24 protein-coding genes are annotated in these 25532 nt (G+C 30.4%); 15 read left to right on the top strand and 9 right to left on the bottom strand.

The genetic code is table 11. The features are described from left to right. Positions 1-175 precede the first annotated feature (175 nt). The gene (locus KQI42_RS04170) at positions 176-2257 is read left to right on the top strand and encodes a methyl-accepting chemotaxis protein (RefSeq protein WP_216517030.1); all 2082 of its coding nucleotides are present in this window, start codon (positions 176-178) and stop codon (positions 2255-2257) included. A gap of 92 nt (positions 2258-2349) precedes the next feature. Here KQI42_RS04170 and KQI42_RS04165 read toward each other — a convergent pair whose 3' ends face one another. The 5 genes from KQI42_RS04165 to KQI42_RS04145 form a co-directional block, all read right to left on the bottom strand. After that, the gene (locus KQI42_RS04165) at positions 2350-3804 is read right to left on the bottom strand and encodes a nicotinate phosphoribosyltransferase (protein ID WP_216517028.1); all 1455 of its coding nucleotides are present in this window, start codon (positions 3802-3804) and stop codon (positions 2350-2352) included. Between the two features lie 614 nt (positions 3805-4418). Continuing rightward, positions 4419-4679 (bottom strand): FeoC-like transcriptional regulator, encoded by a 261-nt coding sequence (locus KQI42_RS04160; RefSeq protein WP_216517026.1) that lies wholly within the window; start codon positions 4677-4679, stop codon positions 4419-4421. Between the two features lie 12 nt (positions 4680-4691). Continuing rightward, complete coding sequence (feoB, locus tag KQI42_RS04155) at positions 4692-6686, bottom strand: ferrous iron transport protein B (protein WP_216517024.1); 1995 nt, start codon at positions 6684-6686, stop codon at positions 4692-4694. Positions 6687-6737: 51 nt separating this feature from the next. Next, complete coding sequence (locus tag KQI42_RS04150; RefSeq protein ID WP_216517022.1) at positions 6738-6962, bottom strand: FeoA family protein; 225 nt, start codon at positions 6960-6962, stop codon at positions 6738-6740. Between the two features lie 15 nt (positions 6963-6977). Next, positions 6978-7199, bottom strand: coding sequence for a FeoA family protein (locus tag KQI42_RS04145; RefSeq protein WP_216517019.1), 222 nt, complete (start codon positions 7197-7199; stop codon positions 6978-6980). A gap of 493 nt (positions 7200-7692) precedes the next feature. Here KQI42_RS04145 and KQI42_RS04140 point away from each other — a divergent pair, with 493 nt between their 5' ends. From KQI42_RS04140 to KQI42_RS04105, 8 genes are all read left to right on the top strand, one after another. Beyond that, positions 7693-8511, top strand: coding sequence for a hypothetical protein (locus KQI42_RS04140; RefSeq protein WP_216517017.1), 819 nt, complete (start codon positions 7693-7695; stop codon positions 8509-8511). A 355-nt stretch (positions 8512-8866) separates the two neighbouring features. After that, positions 8867-9628, top strand: a complete 762-nt coding sequence (gene yqeC, locus KQI42_RS04135) for a selenium cofactor biosynthesis protein YqeC (protein WP_216517015.1) — start codon at positions 8867-8869, stop codon at positions 9626-9628. 11 nt (positions 9629-9639) lie between these two features. Next, a complete protein-coding gene (locus KQI42_RS04130) occupies positions 9640-10221 on the top strand; it encodes a nucleotidyltransferase family protein (RefSeq protein ID WP_216517013.1) in 582 nt (193 codons plus the stop codon). After that, on the top strand, positions 10212-11009 hold the full coding sequence (yqeB, locus tag KQI42_RS04125) for a selenium-dependent molybdenum cofactor biosynthesis protein YqeB (RefSeq protein WP_216517011.1): 798 nt from the start codon (positions 10212-10214) through the stop codon (positions 11007-11009). The genes KQI42_RS04130 and yqeB overlap by 10 nt, the downstream gene beginning before the upstream one ends. A 1-nt stretch (position 11010) precedes the next feature. Continuing rightward, complete coding sequence (locus tag KQI42_RS04120; protein ID WP_216517009.1) at positions 11011-11805, top strand: XdhC family protein; 795 nt, start codon at positions 11011-11013, stop codon at positions 11803-11805. 131 nt (positions 11806-11936) lie between these two features. After that, complete coding sequence (locus KQI42_RS04115; RefSeq protein WP_216517007.1) at positions 11937-14309, top strand: heavy metal translocating P-type ATPase; 2373 nt, start codon at positions 11937-11939, stop codon at positions 14307-14309. A gap of 16 nt (positions 14310-14325) precedes the next feature. Continuing rightward, positions 14326-14532, top strand: a complete 207-nt coding sequence (locus KQI42_RS04110) for a copper ion binding protein (protein ID WP_216517005.1) — start codon at positions 14326-14328, stop codon at positions 14530-14532. Positions 14533-14547: 15 nt separating this feature from the next. Next, positions 14548-14817 carry a metal-sensing transcriptional repressor gene (locus KQI42_RS04105; protein WP_216517003.1) on the top strand — a complete coding sequence of 90 codons (270 nt, stop codon included), beginning with the start codon at positions 14548-14550 and terminating at the stop codon, positions 14815-14817. Between the two features lie 65 nt (positions 14818-14882). On the opposite strand, the gene KQI42_RS04100 is transcribed toward KQI42_RS04105, so the two are convergent. Next, a complete protein-coding gene (locus KQI42_RS04100; protein ID WP_216517001.1) occupies positions 14883-15287 on the bottom strand; it encodes a helix-turn-helix domain-containing protein in 405 nt (134 codons plus the stop codon). 161 nt (positions 15288-15448) lie between these two features. Here KQI42_RS04100 and KQI42_RS04095 point away from each other — a divergent pair, with 161 nt between their 5' ends. From KQI42_RS04095 to clpB, 3 genes are all read left to right on the top strand, one after another. Continuing rightward, the gene (locus KQI42_RS04095; RefSeq protein ID WP_216516998.1) at positions 15449-15613 is read left to right on the top strand and encodes an aspartyl-phosphate phosphatase Spo0E family protein; all 165 of its coding nucleotides are present in this window, start codon (positions 15449-15451) and stop codon (positions 15611-15613) included. A 430-nt stretch (positions 15614-16043) separates the two neighbouring features. Continuing rightward, a complete protein-coding gene (locus KQI42_RS04090; RefSeq protein ID WP_216516996.1) occupies positions 16044-16979 on the top strand; it encodes a DnaJ C-terminal domain-containing protein in 936 nt (311 codons plus the stop codon). 12 nt (positions 16980-16991) lie between these two features. Beyond that, positions 16992-19577: an ATP-dependent chaperone ClpB gene (clpB, locus tag KQI42_RS04085; RefSeq protein WP_216516994.1), complete on the top strand. Its 2586-nt coding sequence runs from the start codon at positions 16992-16994 to the stop codon at positions 19575-19577. Positions 19578-19622: 45 nt separating this feature from the next. Here clpB and KQI42_RS04080 read toward each other — a convergent pair whose 3' ends face one another. From KQI42_RS04080 to KQI42_RS04070, 3 genes are read right to left on the bottom strand one after another with little or no spacing between them, the layout of a single operon-like run. Continuing rightward, complete coding sequence (locus KQI42_RS04080; protein ID WP_216516992.1) at positions 19623-21203, bottom strand: ABC1 kinase family protein; 1581 nt, start codon at positions 21201-21203, stop codon at positions 19623-19625. 46 nt (positions 21204-21249) lie between these two features. Continuing rightward, complete coding sequence (locus KQI42_RS04075; protein WP_216516990.1) at positions 21250-21540, bottom strand: phasin family protein; 291 nt, start codon at positions 21538-21540, stop codon at positions 21250-21252. A 29-nt stretch (positions 21541-21569) separates the two neighbouring features. Then, positions 21570-22016: a YaaR family protein gene (locus KQI42_RS04070; protein WP_216516988.1), complete on the bottom strand. Its 447-nt coding sequence runs from the start codon at positions 22014-22016 to the stop codon at positions 21570-21572. A 127-nt stretch (positions 22017-22143) separates the two neighbouring features. On the opposite strand from KQI42_RS04070, the gene KQI42_RS04065 reads away from it, so the two are divergent. From KQI42_RS04065 to KQI42_RS04055, 3 genes are read left to right on the top strand one after another with little or no spacing between them, the layout of a single operon-like run. Continuing rightward, complete coding sequence (locus KQI42_RS04065) at positions 22144-24492, top strand: DUF6240 domain-containing protein (RefSeq protein WP_216516986.1); 2349 nt, start codon at positions 22144-22146, stop codon at positions 24490-24492. Between the two features lie 22 nt (positions 24493-24514). Next, on the top strand, positions 24515-24715 hold the full coding sequence (locus tag KQI42_RS04060; protein ID WP_216516983.1) for a hypothetical protein: 201 nt from the start codon (positions 24515-24517) through the stop codon (positions 24713-24715). Then, positions 24705-25529 (top strand): flagellin N-terminal helical domain-containing protein, encoded by an 825-nt coding sequence (locus tag KQI42_RS04055; protein ID WP_216516981.1) that lies wholly within the window; start codon positions 24705-24707, stop codon positions 25527-25529. The genes KQI42_RS04060 and KQI42_RS04055 overlap by 11 nt, the downstream gene beginning before the upstream one ends. The last annotated feature ends 3 nt before the right edge of the window (positions 25530-25532 follow it).

The raw sequence follows: 25532 nt of genomic DNA, 5'->3' as shown, positions 1-25532 counted from the left end.
GGAATTTGTTCTGACCTAAATGAGTTTTAAAAAAAGCTACCTTGAAACGTTTCTTTAGAAGCTTTTTTTATAAAAAGATTTTTGAAAGGTAAGTAGACGTTTTAAAAAAAATGTCGATAATATTCTAGTGAAAATGTCGAATTGTGTCTTTTTTTAAAACGGGAGGGAAGAAATAATGAAAAAAATTGGTACAAGAATTGTACTAACAGTATTAATCTGTTCTGTAGTTATGGCTACAATAGTTGGAAGTACAAGTATAATTAGGAGTATAAACGTTATAGAAAAGGAAACTAAAGCTAATCTTTTGGAAAAAGCTTTAACCTATTCAAGAGATTTTAATGAAGAGCTAATTTTATATGAAACGACAGTTTCTAATTTATATCAATTTATGGATGGAACTATTGATATGACAAAATTAAGAGAAGAGGGGTATCTCAGTAGATATGTAAATACTACCTTAGATCCTATAATTGAAAGAATCACTAAAGAAACTAAAGACTGTCTTGGAGTATATATAGTTTTTGATCCTAAATATACGGGAAAGACAGAAGGAGTATGGTATTTGGGAGATATAAGCGGTGATATTAAACATGTACCTAATACTGAACTTTCTAGCAAAGACCCAAGTGATCCTGCAGTTGCATGGTATTATAATACAATTAATTCTGGAGCAGCTTCTTGGGGAGACCCTTATGTAAATGAGGAGACTAATTTCTATATAATGAGCTATACAAAACCTATTATGGTGGATAACATACCTATTGGAGTAGTAGGTATAGATTTAAGTGTAGAAACATTAAAAGAGAGGGTTGAAGATATAAAGTTATATGATACTGGCTATGCTTTTTTACTTAGCAAAGATTATGACTATTTGATTCATCCTAGCTTAGACAGTAATAGTAATTTAAATACTATAGATAATGGGAAATACAGTTATATTGCTGATGAAATAGGAAGTAGGGATTCAGGTATAATAGATACTCATTTTAGTGGGGAAGGGAAAATTATGACCTTTTCAAAGCTACATGGTGATAAAGTTATAGTTTTAACTGTTTCTAAAGATGAAATATTGGAAGACATGAATAACACTATTTATATTATATCAGCCGTTATGGGTATAGCAATTATACTAACTATATTTATATCTATAGCTTTAGGAAAAAGAATTTCTAATCCAATAATATTGGTAACTGAAATATTGGATACAACATCTCAATTAGATCTAAGAGATATAGAAGAAACTAAGAAAATAAAAGATATATTAAATAGGAAAGACGAATTAGGTACTATTCTTAGGGCAACAGTTATTTTAAGAGAAGAAATAAGAAAGATAATAAGAACTATAGAAGAAACTACTGAGGATGTTGTTGAAAATGTCCATGGATTAAATTCAGCTACTAGGGAAAGTAGTCAGTCTATAAACGATGTAGCAAAAACTATAGAAGAATTAGCACAAGCTTCTATGGAACAAGCTGAAGATGTAGAAATGAGTTCAGAAAAGTTAAATAGATTAGCTGGGGAAATAAAAGTGGCAGTAGAAAATGGAGAAATAGTAATAGAAAGCTCTAACAGAGCTCAAAGAATAAATCAAGAGGGATCAGAAACCATGAATAGCATGGTGGATAAATTCAATATAACAATTAAATCATCTAATATATTATCAGAAAATATTAATTCTCTACTATATAAGTCTCAATCCATCGGAAATATATTAAATACTATAGTAGGTATTTCGGAACAAACTAATTTACTAGCGTTAAATGCAGCTATAGAAGCAGCTAGAGCAGGAGAGGCAGGCAGAGGATTTGCGGTAGTAGCCGAGGAGATAAGAAAATTATCTGAACAAACAGGAGATGCCACTAAAACTATAGAAGAGATATTGAATGATATTCAATATGAAGTTGGGACTACAAAAGAAAACATGAGTATGTCAGAGGAAGCGTTAAAAGATGCAAGTGAATCTTTGGATGAATCTAAGAAAGCCTTTGAAGAAATATACCTATCTATATTAACTGCTATGGAAGCTATAGAAGAGTTAGGAGCAAATTTAAACATTGTAGATAAGGAAAAAGGCGATGTGGTACTAGCTATTCAAAGCATATCTTCAATAACTGAAGAGGCAGCAGCTTCAACAGAAGAACTATCGGCTTCTATGGAAGAACAAGCAGCTACAATGGAAACCATATCTGCTAATGCAGATAATTTGGCTTTAATAATAGAAAATTTAAGTGAACTAGTTCATAAATTTAAATTATAAAGAAGCTTCTAATGGAATATATTTCATAGAAAGCTATTCTAAGAGAATCTATATTTTAAAGGAATATAAAAAAGGGAGAATTTTTCTCCCTTTTATTTATGTTCCTTTAAAAGTTGATCTTTAATATCCCATAAAGGTTTGGATAGGTCAACAAAATATTCATGAGGATTTTCAAATCTTTTAACTTCATCCCAAAGAGTATCTATCTGCTCTTTACAATATTCTCTTATATCATATACACTAGGGCTGTCATAAGTACAATTTCCCTTATCAAATATTTGAACTAACAATTTCTCTGCATAAAAATTTTTCAGGGTTTTTCTTTTCCAAGTATATAAAGGATGAAATATTTCATAGGTTTTACTTTCATCTATTACTTCATCGTGTAAAGTTACTACATCAGCAATAGCTTTTTTTGATTTTTTATCAAACAATCTATAAACTTGCTTAAATCCAGGAGTAGTTATTTTTCCTACATTTTCACTTACTTTAATTTTAGGGACAACCCTGCCATCTGCTTCAACAGCAGTTAATTTATATACTCCACCAAAAACGGGTTCGGACCTAGCAGTAATAAGTCTTTCTCCAACACCAAAGGAGTCTATTTTAGCTCCTTGATTTAATAAATCTCTTATAACATATTCATCTAAACTACTGGAAGCAACAATAGGACAATCTTCATAGCCTGCTTCGTCTAGCATTTTTCTAGCTTCTTTTGATAAATAGGCAATGTCTCCACTATCTATTCTAATACCTTTAGGTCTAAAACCACGAGGAATCACTTCTTCATCAAAAGTTTTAATAGCATTTGGAACACCGCTTTTTAAAACATTGTATGTATCTACTAATAAGATACAATTATTAGGATAAATTTTAGCATAGGCTTTAAAAGAATCTAGTTCTGTAGGGAACATTTGAATCCAACTATGAGCCATAGTACCTAGTGCAGGAATATCAAAATCTCTATCTACTATAGTACAAGCAGTACCAATACTTCCTCCAATATATGCAGCTCTTGCACCTAAAATTGCGCCTTCATAGCCTTGGGCTCTTCTAGAACCAAATTCCATGACAGGACGACCGTTGGCAGCTCTAACTATTCTATTAGCTTTAGTAGCAATTAAACTTTGATGGTTTATAGTTAAAAGAACCATAGTTTCAATAAGTTGAGCTTGTATAACTGGACCTCTAACTATAACGATAGGTTCCTGAGGAAATATAGGAGTACCTTCAGGAATGGCCCATACGTCACATTCAAATTTAAAATCTTTAAGGTAATTTAAAAACTTTTCTTCAAACATATTTTTACTTCTAAAATATTCAATATCATCATTATTGAAGCGAAGATTTTTCAAATAGCCCATAAGCTGCTCAACACCAGCCATTATAGCAAAGCCGCCGTCGTCAGGAATAGCTCTAAAAAACATATCAAAATAGGCTATTTGACCTTCCATGTCGTTTTCTAAATAACCGTTAGCCATAGTGAACTCGTAAAAATCAGCTAGCATGGTAAGGTTCTTTTTATCCTTCCAGTCTATATTAGTCATTACAAAGTCTCCTTTTTAAATATTGTTACCTTAATTATATTCTTATACTCTATAAAATTCAATACAAGGCTTAGGAATCCATAAAATAGTACAAAAAATTATTGACGGGCAATTTCTTTTACTTCTTAGAAACCACCCGTCAATTTAAATAGAACTTATTATAAATATGACAACCTTTTAGTTTTGATGCAATAACAATTTCCAATATGCTATCTAACACTCCTTAATGTCAAATTACTATAAGTCTTTATTAAAATCTACTTGTAACTTAACGACCATTTTTGCGATAATTAAATACTTAATCAAATACTACCAGTTGACTTGTTTTCCGATACTAAATTTTTACTAATGATATACTGATTCGCAGTTTAATATTTTTTAGCTTACTAGTTACTTAATCTAATTACTTGAGGAACTTAATTGAAACTTTAAGCTTGGTGAAACCATTAGGTTGACATATGTTATAGTTCTATTTAATTTAATTATATGCCACCGCATTGCTTTAGTCAAGTAAATTAATGAAATATTTTTTAACTATTATCTGGTAATTTTATAGAACTTATTAAAAAATAAAGAGCTAAAAGAGGTCTAACCTCTTTAACTCTTTATTTTTCCTAAAGATTTCGTAATAGTTTTTTCCCTTTATCTGTAATACTTACTGTTTTCAAAGATGTGGTAGAACAACTACTTGTAGAACAACCACTGCACTTATGTTGGCAAGTAGGTGAACCTGTATCTTCAACAATATAACCCATTCGGATTAATTGATTTATAGCATCTTCAACTAGTGCTTCATTTATGTTTAAGTTTTTACTTATCAAAGTCTTAGAAAAAACTTTAGATTCATTTATCTCCTTTAAAACATCTTTAAGCATGAGATCATCTCCCTAAAATCCTAATAACTTTCCTACTTGGAATACAATAACAGCACCGATCCAGCCAATTAAGAAGGTGTAAACTGCTGTAAATACTGCCCATTTTGTAGAGTTAGTTTCTCTTTTAACAGTACCTATTACTGCTGCACAAGGTGTATATAAAAGAGTCATTACCATGAAGGACATAGCAGTTAAAGGAGTGAAAGCACCTTGAATAGCAGCTATAAGCTGGCTGCCTTCTTCAACTCCTGCATATACCATACCTAAGGTAGCTACTACAGCTTCTTTAGCTACTATACCAGCAAATAAACTTACAGAAGCTTCCCAAGTACCAAAACCAGCAGGCTTAAATATAGGAGCTATAATAGTACCTATCTTTCCAAGAACACTACCTTGACTGTAAGGTTCAACTCCAAAAGGTATAACTGCTAAAATCCAAAGTATAGTAACTACAACAAATATAGTAGTTCCTGCTCTTCTAACAAAGGACCATACCTTATCCCACATATTTCTTAATACACTTTTTAGTGAAGGGAATCTATATGGAGGTAGTTCCATTACAAAGTAAGAAGATTCACCTTTAAATAAAGTTTTGCTGAAAATTTTTCCCATAAGCAATGCAACAGCAATACCTAAGAAATAAATTGAAAATAATATTAATCCACCCTTATTTGGGAAAAATGCCGCAATAAATACTAAATAAATAGGAAGCCTAGCTCCACAAGACATAAAAGGATTAATAAGCATAGCAATCATTCTATCTTTCTTACTATCTAAAGTTCTAGTAGCCATAACTCCAGGTACATTACACCCAAATCCTACTAGCATAGAAATAAAAGTTTTTCCGTGTAAGCCTAAAGCTCTCATAATTCTATCCATAACATATGCAGCTCTTGCCATATAACCTGTATCTTCTAGTATTCCCATAAACATATATAGGACCATAATTAAAGGAACAAATTCTAGAACTGCACCAACACCACCAAAAACACCTTCAGTCATAAAAGAAACTAACCATTCTGGTGAATTTATACTTACTAAAAATCCATTTAAGGCTTCACCTAACCATTCAATTCCTCCAGCAACATATTCACCTAGAAAATCTTGACCTACCTTAAAAGTTAGCTGAAAAATAGTAAACATGATAAGAGCAAATATAGGTAGACCTAACCATTTATGAGTTAAAATCTTATCTATTTTATCGGTCTTAGTATCTATAACCTCTGAAGGCTTAGAAACGCTTTTACTTACTACTTTCCCAATAAAATCATATCTTTTATCAACTATTTCTAACTCATATTCAACAGCATCTTCTTCCAAGGAGACTAATCGTTCTTTAATATGGTCTGGACCTTTAGATTTTATAAGATTGTATATATCTTGATCTCCTTCTAATAACTTTACTGCAATCCAATCTTGAGGATATTCTAAATGAGTATTGACTAATAAGCCTTTAATATTGTTTATCTCTTTATCGATATTTTCTCCATAGCTAAAAGGCATACTGAAAGAATTATCTTTATTTATATAGGCGATAGATTCCTTAATTAAATTTTCTATTCCCTTTTTCTTAGAAGCAACAGTAGCAATAACAGGAACTCCTAATCCCTTAGAAAGTTTTTCTATATCAATTTTAATATTTTTTATTTCAGCTTCATCCATCATGTTTAGAGCAACTATAACTTTAGTACCCATTTCCAAAAGTTGAGTAGTTAAATATAAGTTTCTTTCAATATTGGTAGCATCCACAACATTAATAACAACATCAGGATTTCCTTTTAATATAAAATCTCTAGCAACGACTTCATCCTCAGAATAAGCTCCTAAACTATAAGTCCCAGGTAAATCTACTACATTATATTGTTTATCATTATATTTAAATTTTCCTTCTTTCTTTTCTACAGTAACTCCAGGCCAGTTTCCAACATGTTGATTGGAACCTGTTAAAGCATTAAATAAGGTGGTTTTACCACAATTTGGGTTACCTACCAATGCAATAGTATTCAAATCAATCCCTCCTTTAAATGATAACTATTATCAATAAATCTAAAAAAAAAATTACTTTTCTATCATTATTTTTTGAGCCAATCCTCGACCTAAAGCTAATTTACTTCCAGAGGTATATAAGATAACAGGTCCAGAATCATTTTTTACCATCCGAACTTCCGCTCCTGTATTTAAACCCATTTCAAATAATCTTTTTATTATAGAATCTCCACCTAATATTTCTTTAACTTTTCCTGCTTCACCGCAATTTAAAAAAATCAAAGGTATAGTTGTCATAAGAATCGTCCCTTTCTATTCAACTAAAATACTTGCCGCTTCTTCTTTTCTTAAAGTCAATTTATATCCTCTAAGCACTATTTCTATAGGATCACCTAATGGTGCCTTTCCTCTAACCAATACTTCTATACCAGGCACTATACCCATTTCCAATAATCTTCTTTTAACTGAAGAATCCTTAGAAATAGATTTAACTTTTACAGTAGTACCAACAGATATTTCGCTTAAGCTTTTCATAATGCTCCCCCCTTTATCTTATTTATTTTATAACGAATAGGAAAGTTCTACTTTTGCTTTTTTTAATATAGGAACTTTCCGTAAATGAGTTTCAAAAAAGGCTACATTGAAATGCTTCCATAGAAGCCTTTTTTATAATCAATAGTTTCATAAGCTTTAAATCACCTATAAGGGTATTTGTAACACTAAGCATTCATTTATGGTATAAAGTACCATTTAGAAATCTTAGTTTATGTATGATTTAGAAAATGATAACCATTATCAATATTAATAGGATAATACATTTTACACATAAATGCAATAGTTTGTGAAAAAAATATTGAAACATTTAATAAATAATTGATAGATATTCTTTAACTTTTATGAAATAAGTACATATTTAAACTGAAATGTAAATCTTTCGTAACTTTTTTGTAACTCTAAAATTAAATATGCGAGGTATTATATAAATATACAGGATATCAACAAATTAAAAAAGAAAGAAGGAAAAGAAATGAAGAAGAAGGCTGTTACATTATTATTATCAGGAGTAATGGTTGTTTCAGCAGTTAGTTATTCTTTTGCTGCTACTAGAAACACTCCAGAAACAAAAGAATTAGGATTAAATAAAAGAGAGTATATAATTGAAGAGTTACAAGGAGATATAAACGGAGATAAGATAAAGGATAGGGTATTATTAATAGGTGAGAAGGAAAATGAAGATGATATATATAATAAATCTATTTTTCTTAAAGTAGTAGATGGAAAAAGTAAAAAAGTTTCAGATATAAAAATTAATGATTTTGGAGGATATGAAGGAAAATTATTCTTAGGTGATTTCACAGGAGATAAAGTAGAGGAGGCAATGATAGTTACCAATACTGGCGGAAGTGGAGGTATGGTTGATACAAGAATAATTAGTATGAAGGATAATAAGGGGAAGATAATATTCGATGGAAAGGATAATTTAGGCATAAACTTTAAAGGGAAATTTGCCGACAATTTTAAGGCTGAATTAAAGGAAGATACTTTAGATGAAAAACTAGTTATAGATTTGTCTGCTTTTAAAGACTCATATATAGAACAAGGGATTTATGATAAAAATGGAAAGCTTCTTAAAGAAACAGAACCTTGGACAGATCCATTTTCTGGATTAAATCCTATAGATGTAGATGGAGATGGGGTATATGAGTTATTAGGACATCAAACTATTGCTGGAGCATACCATGCTAATACTATTTCAAGACTTAACAGTATATTCAAATATGAAGATGGAGAATGGAAGGTAAAAGAAACAGAATATACAACTAAAATCAATTTCGATGAAAAATAACCAATTAAGAGTACAGCAAAATCTGGTTTTACAAGTTAAAATTACACAAAGATTTATGGTTTAAACCCATTGATATTTATAAATATTTGTGAATTTTCACCAATGACAATAATCATGATTTTTTATAAAATTTAATATAATTAAGAATCTTATTTGGATTACATCTTATTTGAATAATATAGAGAATTTTATGTTTTCCATTTTGAAAAAAAGATGATGTATAAAATCATAGCATATACAGAAATTTCATATATCTTTATAGATGAAAAAATAAAAAGCAGCTATCATTAAATGAGGGGCTGCTTTTTATTCATATACTTAACATATAAATTCGTTGGTGAAAGGGGGAATAGAAATGTTCTCTAAAGATGTAAATAATATAGTATGGAATTATATGAACATATATGAAATATTGGACCTGAATATGGTAAAAAAGGAAGTACTTTCTTTCGTAGGAGGAGGCGGGAAGACTACTAGTATTTTTTTATTGGGGAACGAATTAAAAATGCTAAATAAAAGAGTCCTTATTACTACTACCACAGCTATGTTTAGCCCTAATAGAGAAGACTACGATTATTTTTTTCTAGAAGAAATTAAAAAGAATTTTATTCCTCATAAAGGAACTATTACGATATATGGAGAGAGTATAAAAAATGGGAAATTAATAGGTTCGGAAGTTTCAAAAGTCGATAATATAATTGAAAGAGATTTATTCGATTTTGTACTTATAGAAGCAGATGGTTCTAAAGGAAGACCTATAAAAGCTCCAGAAGTTTATGAGCCAGTAATCTCAAAGCTTACTACAAAAACTATTGGGATTATAGGGTTGGAGACATTAGGAGAAAAGATTTCCCAAGAAATAGTACATAGACCCGAAATATTTACAAAGGTCATAGGAAAAGACTTATACAATATAATTAATGAGAATGATGTTGTAAAGCTAGTACTACATAAAAATGGATTATTTAAAGATGCCCAAGGAGAGAAAATTTTAATTTTAAATAAAGCGATTAATCAAGAAAGAATAAATAAAGGTTGTAATGTAAAAGAAATGTTATTAAATACGAAACTGAATAAAATACTAGTTGCAGACATAAAAGAGAAAAAATTTTATTGAAGGTGGTTAAGATGATTGTAGGTATTATACTTGCATCAGGTTATTCTAAACGAATGGGAAAGGACAAGCTTTTAATAGAGGTAGAAGGCAGGAGGATTATAGAATGGGTCATAAAGGCCTGCTATGAGTCTAAGTTAGATAAAACCATCCTTGTTTACAGGACTAAGGAAGTAAAAGAGTTGGGGAATAAATATGGTATTAAAACCATATATAATTCTACTGCATACTTAGGTCAAAGTGAAGGATTAAAGTTAGGGATAGGAAAAGAAAAGGCAGACGCTTATATGTTTCTTATGGGTGATCAGCCCTTTATTAGAACAGAATATATAAATCTATTAATTGAAGAACATGAAAAGGAAAAATCTAAGATAATCATTCCCTATTATAATGGAAAAAAAGGAACGCCAACAATTTTCCCATCTTTATTCAAAGAAGAACTAATGAAAGTGAAAGGGGATAAAGGAGGAAGAGAAATAATAGAGGAATATGGTTTTTGGGTTAAGAAGGTTTACATTAACGATGAAAAAGCTGGTTTAGATATTGATACAGAATTTGACCTTGAAAGAATAGAGGGTGAAGACAAATGGACTTAGTAGTTATAAGAGGTGGAGGAGATATAGGATCCGGTATAGCTCATAGGTTATTTATGTCAGGATATAAGGTTGCCGTTTTAGAAATAGAAAAACCTTCAAGTATTAGAAGAGAAGTTTCTTTTAGTGAAGCAATTTATAGAAACGAAATAATAGTAGAGGGAATAAAGGGAGTTTTTGTTAAGGATTATAAAAGTATAAAAGAAGAAATTGAAGGAGGCAATATTCCAGTTTATATAGATGAAAAAGGAAGTATTATTGAAAAGTTAAAGCCACTAGCTGTAGTAGATGCCATTATTGCAAAGAAGAATCTAGGCACAAGTAAGCAATTAGCACTTATAACTATAGGGGTTGGTCCAGGGTTTGAAGGTGGAATAGATGTAGACTTAGTCGTTGAAAGTAAAAGAGGTCATTATCTAGGAAAAGTTATATTTAAAGGACGGGCAGCAGAAAATACAGGGGTGCCAGGGGAAGTAATGGGTTATACAGAGGAAAGAATTGTTAGAGCACCTAAAAGTGGACTTGTAAAATCTTTTTATAAAATAGGAGATAAGGTGAAAATAGGAGATACAATTTGTCAAGTGGATAAAGAAGAGGTAATAGCACAAACTAGTGGTATCCTCAGAGGGATGATAAAGGATGGACTCTTTGTAAAAGAAGGACTTAAAATAGGGGATGTTGATCCTAGGGGAATAAGAGATTATGCTTTCACAATTTCTGATAAAGCTAGAGCAATAGGGGGTGGAGTCCTAGAAGGAATACAATATTTAAGAAAAGAAAGGGGTATCTAATATGGCGGACTTATTTGTAATGAAAAAAGTTTTAGAAGAAGTAGAAAAGGGAAAAGAGGCAGCTATTGCAACTATCACTAAGGCTAAAGGTTCCACACCAAGGGGAATAGGGGCAACTATGGCAGTTATAGAAGATAGTACTACTTATGGAACTGTTGGAGGAGGCAGTCTCGAAAAAAAGGTTATAGAATTATGTTGTGAGGCTATAAAGGAAGGTAATAGTTACAGTATTACCCTTCCCCTACATGAAGAAGGTATAGAAATGATCTGTGGGGGAGAGGTAGATGTATTTATAGATGTTTATAAAGGTAAATCAAAACTGTTTATAGTTGGTGGAGGCCACGTAGGTCACGCTATATACGAACTTGCTTCTTTACTGGATTTTAATATTGTAATATTTGAAGATAGGGAGGAATTCTTAAATAAAGACAGATTTCCTTTAGCTCATGACCTAGTGCATGGAAATATAAAGGAAAGACTAGAAAATTATCCTATAGATAATAATACCTATATAGTAATAGTTACTAGGGGGCATAAGTATGATCAGGAAAGTTTAGAAGCAGTAGTAAATAGTAGTGCCAAATATATTGGAGTAATGGGGAGTAAGAAAAAAGTAATAACCATGATGGAAAATTTGGAAGATAAGGGTATAGATAGAGAAAGATTAAATAAAGTATATTCACCAATAGGTTTAAAAATAGATGATGGAACTCCAGCAGAAATAGCTTTTAGTATTATTGCAGAAATATTGCTGATTAAAAATAATGGAGGATTTTTACACCTGAAAGATAGTTAAAATAATTGAGTTCTCTGCAATAGCAAGATTCTCTCAATTTTAAAGATTTAATTGTTTACAAAATGGAAGAACAGGGGTATAATATAAGCACACCCCCCAGGGGAGGGGATGAAAAATAGGGAGTTGATATAATGGCTACTAAAAAAGTGAATATAGATGTAATGGGTATGACCTGTGCAGCTTGCTCTACTAGAGTAGAAAAGGCACTTAATAAGCAGGATGGAGTAGATACTGCTGTAGTAAACTTAATAGCTCAGAAAGCTACAGTAGAATTTGATACGGAAAAAATAAAGATAGATGGTTTAATAAAAACCATTGAAAAGGCAGGATACGAAGTACCCTTAGTAAAGAGAACTTTAGTCATTGAAGGAATGACTTGTGCAGCCTGTTCAACTAGAGTAGAGAAAGTCTTAAACAAGATAGAAGGTGTAGTTAAAGCTACAGTAAATCTATCCAATAATAAGGCTGTTGTAGAATTTCCATCAGGAGCTGTTGAAGATGAAACATTAATAAAATCTGTTGAAAAGGCAGGATATAAAGCAGAAATAGAAATAGAAAGAGATTTAGATAGAGAAAAGGAAATGAGAGAAAAGGAAATAAAATCTTTAAAGACTTCCTTTATTGTTTCAGCAATTTTAAGTATTCCATTATTTTCAGCTATGTTTTTCCATATGGCAGGGATAGAAACTATACTTACCAACGGATATTTCCAATTGTTATTAGCAACTCCAGTCCAATTTATTATTGGATATAGATTTTATAAAGGTGCCTTTAATTCACTAAGAGGTGGAGGAGCTAACATGGATGTATTAGTATCCATGGGAACGTCAGCAGCTTACTTCTATAGTGTTTATAATGTTATAACAGGAGTTCATGAGTATTACTTTGAAGCTTCAGCAGTGATTATAACTTTAATACTTTTAGGTAAAACCTTTGAAGCAGTAGCAAAAGGAAAAACATCTGAAGCTATTAAAAAGTTAATGGGACTCCAACCCAAGATAGCAAGAGTTATTAAGGATGGAGTAGAAATGGATATACCTATAGAAAAAGTAGAGATAGGCGATATAATAGTGGTTAGACCGGGAGAGAAGATTCCAGTGGATGGAGTCATTGTAGAAGGAGATTCTTCAATAGATGAGTCTATGATTACAGGGGAAAGTATTCCTATAGATAAAGCTATAGGTGATGAAGTAATAGGGGCTACTATAAATAAGTTCGGTTCTTTTAAATTCCAAGCTACAAAAATAGGGAAAGATACTGTATTATCTCAAATTGTTAAATTAGTTGAAGATGCTCAAGGGTCTAAGGCACCAGTTCAAAGATTAGCAGATAAAATCTCAGGAATATTTGTACCTATAGTAGTAGCTATAGCAGTTATAACTTTTTTAGGATTCTATTTCGTTAAAGGCAATTTCAATATAGGATTAATTAATGCAGTAGCAGTTCTTGTAATAGCATGTCCTTGTGCTTTAGGATTAGCCACTCCAACAGCTATAATGGTAGGTACAGGGAAAGGTGCGGAAAATGGAATTTTAATAAAGAGTGGAGAACATCTAGAAAGAGCTCACAAAATGGATACTATAGTATTTGACAAAACTGGTACTATTACTAAAGGAGAACCAGAAGTAACAGATATAGTTGTTTTCAATGAAATAGATAGAAACGAAGTTCTTAGAATAGGTGCTTCCGTAGAAAAGACCTCAGAACATCCTTTAGGTCAGGCTATAGTTAAAAAAGGAGAAGAAGAGTTACTAAAGATTACTGAGCCAGAAAAGTTTATGGCAGTACCAGGAAAAGGATTAAGAGCTACTTTTGAAGGAAAAGAAGTATTGATAGGCAATAGGAAATTAATGGCTGAGAATAATGTATCTATAGAAGAAGGAGAAAAAGAGCTTCTAAAATTAGAAGAGGAAGGGAAAACTGCTATGCTAATAAGTTTAGATAATAAGCTATCAGGTATAATAGCAGTAGCAGATCAGATCAAAGAAACCTCTAAGAAAGCCATAGAGGAATTAAAATCTATGGGATTAGATGTATATATGATAACAGGAGATAATGAAAGAACAGCAAAAGCTATAGCTAATCAAGTAGGAATCACCAATGTTTTAGCAGAAGTTCTTCCAGAAAATAAGGCAGAAGTAGTAGATAAAATAAAATCAGAAGGTAAACATGTAGGCATGGTAGGAGATGGAATCAATGATGCTCCAGCTTTAGCAGCAGCTGATGTAGGTTTTGCCATAGGAACAGGTACCGATGTGGCTATGGAAGCAGCCGATATTACCCTAATGAGGGGAGAGTTAACAGGAGTAGTTACAGCTATGAAGCTTAGTCATAGAACAATGAGAACTATAAAACAAAATTTATTCTGGGCATTTTTCTATAATTCAGTAGGAATTCCTTTTGCAGCTCTAGGATTTTTAAATCCTATGATAGCAGGAGCAGCTATGGCTTTTAGTTCCGTATCTGTAGTTACAAATTCATTAAGACTTAAAAATTTTAAATAATTAGGAGGAATAAGAAATGAAAAAAACTATGATAGTAGAAGGTATGTCATGTAATCACTGTGTTAAGGCAGTAAAAAATGCTTTAGGAGAATTAGAGGGAGTATCAAAAGTAGATGTAGATTTAGAAGCTAAGAAAGTAGAAGTTGAAGGGGAAAATTTAGCAGATGAAAAACTAAAGGAAGCTATAGAAGATGCAGGATATGATGTAGTAGAAATAAAATAGAAAATTGGTGATTTTATGAATGACGGTAAGAAAAGAGCAGCTAATAAATTAAAGACTGCACGAGGACAGCTAGATGGTATAATTAAAATGATAGAAGAAGATAGATACTGTGTAGATATATCTACACAGATTCTATCGGCCATAGGGCTTCTGAAAAAAGCCAATATTGATGTGTTAAATGGACACATTAGATCCTGTGTTGCCACTGCTATATTAGAAGGAGAAGAGCAGGGAGAAGAAAAGATAGAAGAGATAATAAATATAATAGATAAATATATAAAATAGGTTGGCAGATGCCAACCTATTCTCTACAATGTTTAAATATATGTAGATTATTTTTATTAGGAACCCTAATTTCCAAGGTAAGGTAATATCAATCTAATCATATCTTTTATTAAAGATATTTCTTTTTCTGAACATCTTGACAATAAGTCCCTTATTTCATCATCAATTTCTTTAATATAATTTTCATTATTTGATTCTGATACAGAAAACTCTTTATTTAAATGGGTGTTATTAGTATATAAGATATGGCCTTTAAGCAGATAATCAACAGAAACATGAAGAGAATCGGCTATTTTAATCAATGTATCTACACTCATTTTTCTATCTCCTCTTTCAATTTGACCTATATAAAAAGAAGACAATCCTATGATTTCTGCAAACTTTTCTCTTGTTAAATTTAATTTTTCTCGTTCTGCTCTTATTCTTGATCCGATTTCCTTAAAGTTTAAAGGGTCCTTTTCCTTATTCATTATGTCTCACTCCTTATGTTAACTTTAAACTTTTATGTTTTAGAACTAAATTAGCCAATAGCATAAAAAATCATTTGCCAATTTGCATAAAAAATATTATGGTAGTATATAGGGAATGAATCAGATTAAATTAGAAGTTATATGATTAGGGGGGAGGCAGATTGATAGACAAAATCAATCAAGTTAGAGACTCATTACATAAGCAGTTAGAATCTAAAGATATAGATGATAAGGAAATATTAAAGATAAGTCAAGAACTAGATGAACTTATAAAAGAGTACTATGTCTCTGAAATGAAAAAAGAAAATAAAAATGAAGAATATTGAATGTAAAATAAGAAGTAATTTCCTAAAAGAAAGAAAGCTAGTAAAAGAGTACTAGCTTTCTTTCTTTACTATTATTTATATATTCCAATATACCTTCAGATTAGAAATTAAATTCTTTATAAAAAGATTCAAAGAGCTTGTTTTTTCCATTATAACTACAATCTTTTTTTAAGTATATAATAAATAGAATAGAATCACTTAAAATGATTCTAATAATACTATGGAATATAAATATATCATGGCATTTATTGTTTATCAATGAATTGTTTTAAAAAGGAATGATTAAAAAGAAAAAGTAAATAATTAAATAAAAGAGAAGAATAAAAACATTATTGATTTTTGCCAGTAAAAGGATTATAATTATAATTGAAGGTCAAAGAAAGTCAAACTTTTTTGATTCTCCTATTTAATTATAAAGGAGGATGATTTAATGGAATATAAAGATTATTATAAAATATTAGGAGTAGATAAAAGTTCTTCTCAAGATGAAATAAAGAAAGCCTATAGGAAACTTGCAAAAAAATATCACCCAGATTTAAATCCTAATGATACCAAAGCCCAAGAAAAATTTAAAGAAATAAATGAAGCCTATGAAGTATTAGGAGATGAAGACAAGAAGAAAAAATATGATACTTTTGGCAGTGGATATAATTTTACCAATGGTCAAAACTTTGATCCATCCCAATTTGGATTTGAGGACTTTGGTAATGGATATAGGTATACTTATACGACCGGTGGAGATGGTGGTGGATTTAGTGATTTCTTCAATATGTTCTTTGGTGGACAAAATTTTGGAGTAGGAGATATATTTGGAGGAAGGACAAAAGGAAGAAATGCTAGATATGAAACACCGAGACAATCCTATGAATCCCAGCTAAATATTACACTAGAAGAAGGATACAATGGTACCACTAAAGATGTAAATTTGAGAATAGGCGGGGAAATAAAATCCTTGTCGGTAAAAGTTCCTAAAGGAATATTTCCTGGGAAAAAATTAAAAGTTAAGGGAGAAAAATGGGGAATAAATGGAGATATTCTTTTTAAGATTAATTTTATTGAAGATGGGAGAAATACCTTAGAAGGACTAGATATAATATATAAGCTAGATTTACTTCCTTGGGAGGGAGCATTGGGTACTCAAGTCATAGTAAATACTTTGTCGGGAAAAATCAAAGTAACTATACCAGAAGCTATATCTAGCGGTAAGAAAATTAGGATACCTAAAAAGGGATATATAGATATGAAAAATAATGTAGGAGATTTATATATAGAAGTAAATATTGTAAATCCTCCTACATTAACGGAAGAAGAAAAGAAACTATATGAACAGCTTAAGAGTATATCAAAATACAATCCTAGAAAATAAGAGGTGATAAATATGGATTTAAATAAATTTACTCAAAAAAGCTTGGAAGCAGTTCAAAATTCTCAAAATATAGCTATAAAAAATGGAAGTCCTCAATTAGAAGAAGTTCATATTCATTATGGATTAATTAGCCAACAAGAAGGTCTTATTCCCAAAGTTCTATCCTATATGGGGGAAAATGTAGATTTAATTAGAAATGATATTGAAAGAGAAATAGATAAGCTGCCAAAACAATCTGGTGGTGGAGGTTCTATATATCCTAGCAGAATTTATACTAAAGTTCTTTTAAATAGTGAAGATGAAGCTAAGAAGTTTGGAGATGAATATGTTGGAGTTGAACATATTTATATATCTTTATTAAAAGAAAAAGGAACATCATCAGAGAAGATATTTAAGAAATATAATATAAATTTACAAAGATTTTTAGAAGCCTTACAAAAAATTAGAGGCAGTCAAAATATAACTTCTGATAATCCAGAAGCTACCTATGATGTTTTAAATAGGTTTGGTAGAGACTTAGTAGAGGAAGCTAGAAGTGGGAAAGTAGATCCTGTAATAGGGAGAGATAGTGAAATAAGAAATGTTATTAGAATACTCTCTAGAAGAACAAAGAACAATCCAGTTTTAATAGGAGATCCAGGAGTAGGTAAAACTGCCATAGTAGAAGGTTTAGCACAAAGAATTGTAAATGGTGATGTTCCAGAAGGATTAAAAGATAAAACCATATTTGCCTTAGATATGGGAGCATTAATAGCTGGAGCTAAGTATAGAGGCGAATTTGAAGAAAGATTAAAAGCAGTATTAAGCGAAATTGAAAAAAGTGAAGGACATATTATTATGTTTATAGATGAAATTCACAATATAGTAGGGGCTGGTAGAGCAGAAGGCTCAATGGATGCTTCTAATCTATTGAAACCAATGCTTGCTAGAGGAGAAATTCATTGTATAGGAGCCACAACATTAGATGAATATAGACAATATATAGAAAAAGATGCGGCTTTGGAAAGAAGATTCCAAAAAGTTTTGGTTACAGAACCAACAGTAGAAGATACCATATCCATTTTAAGGGGACTAAAGGAAAAATATGAAATTCATCATGGAATAAGAATATCAGATGGTGCCGTTATAGCAGCTGCCACTCTTTCAGACAGATATATAAGTGATAGGTTTTTACCAGATAAGGCTATAGACCTAATGGATGAAGCATCAGCTATGATTAGAACAGAAATAGATAGTATGCCTGTAGAACTAGATGAAATAAGAAGACGTATTTTACAACTTGAAATAGAGAAGGCGGCTCTAAAGAAGGAAACTGATGAAGGGTCTAAGATAAGGTTAGGAAAAATAGAAAAAGAATTGTCGGATTTAAAGGAAAAATATGATATTAAAAAAGCTCAATGGGAAGATGAAAAGAAGAGTATATCCAAGGTAAAGGATATTAAGGAAGAAATAGATAAGGTAAAACGTCAAATTGAAGAAGCTGAAAGAAAATATGATTTGGAAAAACTTTCTCAGCTTAAATATGGAACTTTAGTAGATTTAGAAAAAAGACTTGAAGAAGCAAATGAGAAAAATGAAAATCAAGAAAGAATGTTGAAAGAAGAAGTAACAGAAGAAGAAATAGGAGAAGTAGTATCTAAATGGACAGGAATACCAGTTACTAAACTTGTAGAAACTGAGAGAGAAAAGCTACTAAATTTAGATAAAATTCTTCATAAAAGAGTAGTAGGTCAAGAAGAAGCAGTAGAAAGTGTAGTAGATGCTGTAATTAGAGCAAGAGCTGGTATGAAACAATTAAATAGACCAGTAGGTTCTTTTATTTTCCTAGGCCCTACTGGAGTTGGTAAAACAGAACTTTCTAAGGCATTGACAGAATCCTTATTTGATGATGAAAGAAATATGATAAGAATTGATATGAGTGAATATATGGAGAAACATTCTGTTTCAAGACTTATAGGTGCTCCTCCAGGATATGTCGGGTATGATGAAGGGGGACAGCTAACAGAAGGAGTAAGAAGAAAGCCTTATTCAGTAATTCTATTTGATGAAATTGAAAAGGCTCATCCTGATGTATTTAATATTTTACTTCAAGTACTAGATGATGGTAGACTTACAGATAATCAAGGAAGAACTGTAGACTTTAAAAATACGGTTATAATTATGACATCTAATATAGGTTCCTCTTATTTAATTGAAGGAATAAAGCCTGATGGAACCATAGATGAGTCTTCAAGAAATCAAGTAATGGAAGAAATGCGAAGAACTTTCAGACCAGAATTTTTAAATCGTGTAGATGAAATAGTTATGTTTAAGCCATTGCAAAAGGAAGAAATATTTAAAATAATAGATCTACAAATAGAAGAAATTCAAAAAAGGCTAGAAGATAGACAAATAACCATTGAGTTTACAGATAAAGCAAAAGGATTTGTACTAAACAGAGCTTACTCTATACAATATGGTGCAAGACCAGTAAAGAGATTTTTACAAAAGAATTTAGAAACTGAAATAAGTAGAATAATAATTAAGGGAGATTTAAAAGACAAGGATAAAATAGTCGTTGATGTTAATATGAATGAGTTAGATATTAAAGTAAAATAAGGATGGTCTTATCCATCCTTATTTTTTATATTATTTTAAAATAAATCATAACTTTCCTGATTTAAATATAGAAATAAGAAGTAAAAATCCAGCTAAACCAGCACCTAAGTAACCAATAATACCTATGGCAGAAATACCATAAATCTGTAACCCTGCATTAGCATTTATTACAAGAGAGGAACTAACTAGCAAACCTGCTACAATAATGGAGAAGACAAGTCTATTTACCATTTTGTTTATTTCATTAAAATTCTTATCCATATTTTTAAGTTCAAGATTAAGTCTTAATCTACCTTCTAAGCCTCTATTAATAAGCTCTAGCAGCTTAGGTGGAATGTCTAAAATGGATTTTCCTGATGAAAGAATGGTATTACCCAATAAGGCTAAATCAACATCTTTCAGTTTGTCTTCCATCATTTTATTCTTGAAATAGGGAAGAGCTATATCCATTATGTTTAACTCTTTATCAATTTTAGCTAGAACTCCCTGTAAAGTTAGAGTACCTTTTACTAATAAAGTGATATCTTTAGGCATAACAATATTGTTTTTCTTACAAATAACTATAACTTGTTCTAAAATTTGAGGTAGGTCATAATCATGTATGGATTCTTCAATATAAGTATTATAAAGTAGGTTAATGTCCTGATAAAGCTTATTTGTATCAACTTCTCCTTTTCTAATTCCGATTCTAAGAACAGATTTAGTCATTAATTCAATATTATTAGTAGCTGCTCCTTCTAAAAAGGAGTTGAACTTTTTTCTAATTCCTGAATCTAAATTTCCCATCAAGCCAAAATCTATAAATCCAATCTTATTTTCATAGATTAATAGATTCCCAGGATGAGGATCTGCATGAAAAAAACCATCTTCAAAGACTTGTTTAAAATAATTATAAGTAAGTTTTGTGGCGATTTCTTTAGTATCATATCCTTCCTTATTTAAGGCATGAGTATCATCAATTTTTATACCAGCAATATATTCCATTACTATAAGATTAGGTGTGCAGTATTTTTCATAAACATGAGGACTTTTAATGTACTTTATATCCTTATTATTTAAATTAAACTTTTTAATATTTTCTTTCTCGTGAATAAAATCTAACTCTTTTTGTGTAGCTATACTAAGTTCTTCAACAACTTCTTTAACATCAATAATTTCATTTCTAGTAGTAAAATTAATAAAGGGAGCTAATTTTTTTAGAATACTAATATCAGCGGTAATCTTTTCTTTTACATAAGGTCTTTGAACCTTTACTACGACTTCTTCCCCAGTTTTTAACTTTGCCAAATACACTTCAGCTAAAGATGCAGAAGCTAAAGGTGTAGTTTGAAAGTTTAGAAAAACATCTTCGATAGATCCGGTTAAGTTTCTTTCAATGACTTCTTTCATAACGCTAAAGCTTTCAGGCTTAACATCATCTTGAAGTTTTTGAAGCTCTTCTATATATTCTTTTGGAACTATATCTGGTCTAGTAGACAAAATCTGACCAATTTTAACAAAGGTAGGACCTAGTTCTTCTAAGACCAACCTTAATTCTTTAGGATCACCTATTCCGTTTTTAAAACCATGCTTTAAGGATACTGAAATAATTTCTTTAAACCTTGATTTAGTGTAGTTGTTTTCCATAGCGAAAAAAATACCTTGAAAACCAAGGTATTTTGCTCCCCCCAAACTAAATATTTTTCTCTAGATTACTAATTCTTTGATTTAGTCCTTCTAAATCTTCTTTAGTAGCTAAATTTAATTCTTTTAATAGTTCTTTTAATTTTTCGTCCATAGCGGTATCACTCTTAGCTTTTTGATCTCCTACTACTCTTTTTAGTTCTTCATTAAGTTCTTTGCCTTGCTCCACAGTAATTTTACCTTTGGTTACTAAGGTATCTACCACTTGTGTAGCTTTTTCATAGGTTAAAGCTAAGGTGCCTATACCAGCTAAAAATACGTTTTTTAACATATCTTCCATGAAAACCCCTCCTTCTTATAAATTGTTAATTAAGTAAGTATATCAAGAAGTATTCCTTTTATGTCATCTAATCTCTTTAGGATTTTTAGCCTATTGTTTTCCACGTCTAAAAAGTCCTTTGTTAGTTCGTCTAACTCATTGTCTACCTTCTTTACTAATGAATATACCCTATGTCTACCCCTTCTATCCAATGAATTTTCTTTATAAAAAACATGAGAATTATTGACTGTAACATTTAAAAATTCTTTAACTAATTTTTTATATTCAACTAAATCTTCTATAAACAGCTTGTTCTGTAATTTTCCAGTTTGAGTTTCAATTTTATCATATAACACTTTTAGTTCACTTCTAATCTGTTCTTGCTCAATTTCATTTAGTTTTTGTTTGAAGGTTTCTTGAACAGCTTTTTTATCTTTAACTTTATTTATTTCAATAGGAGATATATTCTCCATTCCAACCCTATCTACTCTTGTCATAATTTCCCCTCCTTACCATTCTATTATACATTATCGACAAATATAAGGAAATAAGTATTAAGACCCTTAAGAAAAATTATTAAAATGACGATAAGATTAATAGAAACTTAATGATGAGGATGATCTTATGGAAATCTTTAAAATAAACAATAAAGAAAATATAGTCAATAGCTATGGAGTGAAACCAACTTTACCCTATGATATAGAAGGCGTTCTAGTAGGGAAAGAGGGCAAGGACATACAAATAGAAAAGCAGGTTGATAATAAAAATGTACATTACTTTTTAAGATTAAAGGAAGAAATAGCTGCAAATTTAGGAGAAACTGTAACCGTAGAAAAAGAAAATATAGTATCTGTAAAGACTGAAGAAAAGGAAGAAAAAGAAGAAAAGGAAGTAAGGAAAGCAGAAGACATAATTAGGGAATTAGGTCTTGAATATACTAAGGAAAATTTAAGAACCATAGAATATTTATTAAATAATGGAATCCCTATTACCAAGGAAAATATAAACTCATTTTTTATGTCAAGGGATTATTTAAATGAGATAATAGAAAATATAGATTATAATTCCTGTATAAAGTTAATGGACAAAGGAATAAATTTAGAAGAAGAAAGTTTACAGAAAATAGCAGAAACTTTAGAAGCGGTGAAGATGGAAAAAGAACCTTTTTCTATAAAAAGATTTCTTAGGTTAGAAAAAGAATTAACCTATAAGGAAGCAGAAAAAATATCTAAAGAGCTGTATGGACAAAAAATGGGGAAAGATGTATATGATAGCATTATAGCTCTTCATAAGAGAAAGTTACCTATTACTAAAGAAAATATTAATAAGGTTATGGAAACAATGAACAAGCTTCACGATTTAAAGGGATTAGATGATGAAGTTTACTTAAAAGTATATAAGGAAGATATCCCCTTTAATATCAACACTTTATTTAGGATTAAAAACTCTTATACCCTAGGAGATATGGATAAAAATATTATAGTTGAAAGTTTTGAACAATTTACTATAACTGAAGATATTTCAATGGATAAATTAATAGGTATCCTTAAAGAATTGGATATAGAAAATAATAGTGAGAATCTATCTTTAATAAGACAATTTATAATAAATGGAGTAGAAACCAATAAAGAAAATTACATTAAAATTAGCTCTATGAAAGACAACCTAATAGAATTAAGACAATTACTTAAAGAAGAAGAAATTGCTCAATTAATATCTGAAGGTATAGATCCTTTAGAAGAAGATATAGAGAATTTAGTAAAAAATATGAAAAAAGGATTTCAAGAAGTAGAAACGGTAGATGAAGGTAAAATTAAAGAAATCTTAGATGAACTTAAAACTTTAGGTTCCCTTAAGGATAAAGATTTACTTCTATTGATAAAAAAAGGAGAAGATTTTAATTTAAAGTCTATAAAAGAAATAATAAATACAAATGAAGATACACAGTTAGGAATTAATCATAGAACCTTAGAAAAAGCTGTAACCTTAAGCCATATTTTCAATACTCTAGGAGAGGAATTAAGACCCTCTACTCTCTCCTTTGCAGTAAAGAGATACAATACTATAACTTTAGATAATTTATATAAAAGTCAATTACAATTAAATTCAGTAGAAGAAAGGATAACTCCTGTAAGTAAGGCAGAAGAGAACCTGATTTTTAAGGAATATTTAAATGCTAGAAATAATCTTACAATTAATATGGTAAAAGAAAGTATCAAAGATGGTATGGCTCTAGAGCATATGCCATTGGAAGAGTTAAATCAATATGTGGATAAAAAACTTAATAAATATAAGGAAGGAGAAAGAATATCTAGAGAGGTAAAAGAGCTTAAAGGCTTAGAAGAAAAGTTAATTCCTGTGATTATGAAAAATCAGCTTCCAATGACTTTGAAGGAACTAAAGGATTTAAATTCCTTTACGCATAATGGAAAACAATTAAATAATTTATTAAAAGATATGTTAGATGAAAAAAGTCCTTATTACAATGAGGAAGTAAAGGAAGGTATAAAGTTACTACAGGAGAAAATATCAAGTAGTGTAAAAAATGGAAGTGATAGTGTAAAGGAAGAATATAAAAAACTAATAAATACTTTAGTAGATTTAAATAATTCCTTTGATTCCAAAGGCGAGAAGGATAAGGAAACTTATGAAAAAGTTGAGGAATATCTATCTATTCAAAAAAAGATATCTAAAGAAGACTTAATTTTACAGCTTCCTATTGAGATAGGCGGAGAATATGAAAATTTAAATTTAATAATTCCTAATATAAAAAGAGGAATAGATAAAAATTATATGAACTTTTTCTTGAACCTAGATACTGAAAAACTAGGAAAGGTAAATTTAAATCTTGAGGTAAAAGGTAAGGATGTCTTTATAAATATTGAAGAAAAAGGAGATAACCTTCTTTCAAACATTAAAGTATTTGAAGAGGGACTAAGTAAAATAGGATATAATCTAGCAGAATATGCTTAAGTAGGGATGATTAGGTGAAGATATGAAAAAAAGATTGGTATCCAACAATTATATAAAAAAAGCATATGATAAGAAAAGCCATATAAATAAAATAGACTTAAAAGAAGAATTTAGTGTAAATAGCATTGATAAGATTCCAAAGGAAATGTTTCTTATTCTTGGAGAAGCCTTATCTTTTATAGAGAATATAAACAATTTAGAGGAGGAAGGAAATGAGGATTAATAATAATATTCCAGCGTTAAATACCCATAGATTACTTAATATTAATACAAATGCATTGGGAAAAACTTTAGAGAGGTTATCATCTGGTAAGAGAATAAACAAGGCTTCAGATGATGCAGCAGGACTAGCTATATCACAAAAGATGGAGGCTCAAGTAAAAGGACTTAGACAAGCTTCTAGAAACTCTTTAGATGGTATATCTTTAATACAAACAGCAGAAGGAGCTTTAAATGAAGTTCATGCAATGCTTCAAAGAATGAGAGAATTAAGCGTCCAAGGGGCTAATGGAGTATACGAGGATGGAGAATTGGAAGCTATACACAATGAAATTGAACAATTAACAGAGCAAATTGATAAAATAGCCGAGGAATCAGATTTTAATGGAATAAAACTATTAGATGGTTCAAAAAAAGATTTAAAATTACAAATTGGCGCTAATGAAGGTCAATCTCTGAATATTAATATGGCTGAATTTAAAGTAGATACAACTACTCTGGGAATAAATGGTATCGTAAGCAGTTCTTCACAAAGTGAAGACTATAGCAAAGCTATAGAAAAGTATAATACTGCTATACAAACAGTATCTTCTCATCGTTCTAAACTAGGAGCATACCAAAATAGGCTAGAACATACTATAAGAAATGTAGATAATACTGCGGAAAATTTAACAGCAGCAAAGTCTAGAATAGAAGATGTAGATATGGCATTAGAAATGTCTGAATTTACTAAGCTAAATATATTACAACAAGCAGGAACTAATATGTTGGGACAAGCTAACCAGTTGCCACAAACTGTACTGCAACTGTTAAAGTAGGTG

This window comes from Tissierella simiarum, from assembly GCF_018917865.1.
Classification (GTDB): Bacteria; Bacillota; Clostridia; order Tissierellales; family Tissierellaceae; genus Tissierella_C; species Tissierella_C simiarum.
This window is presented reverse-complemented; position numbering and strand designations above follow the sequence as displayed.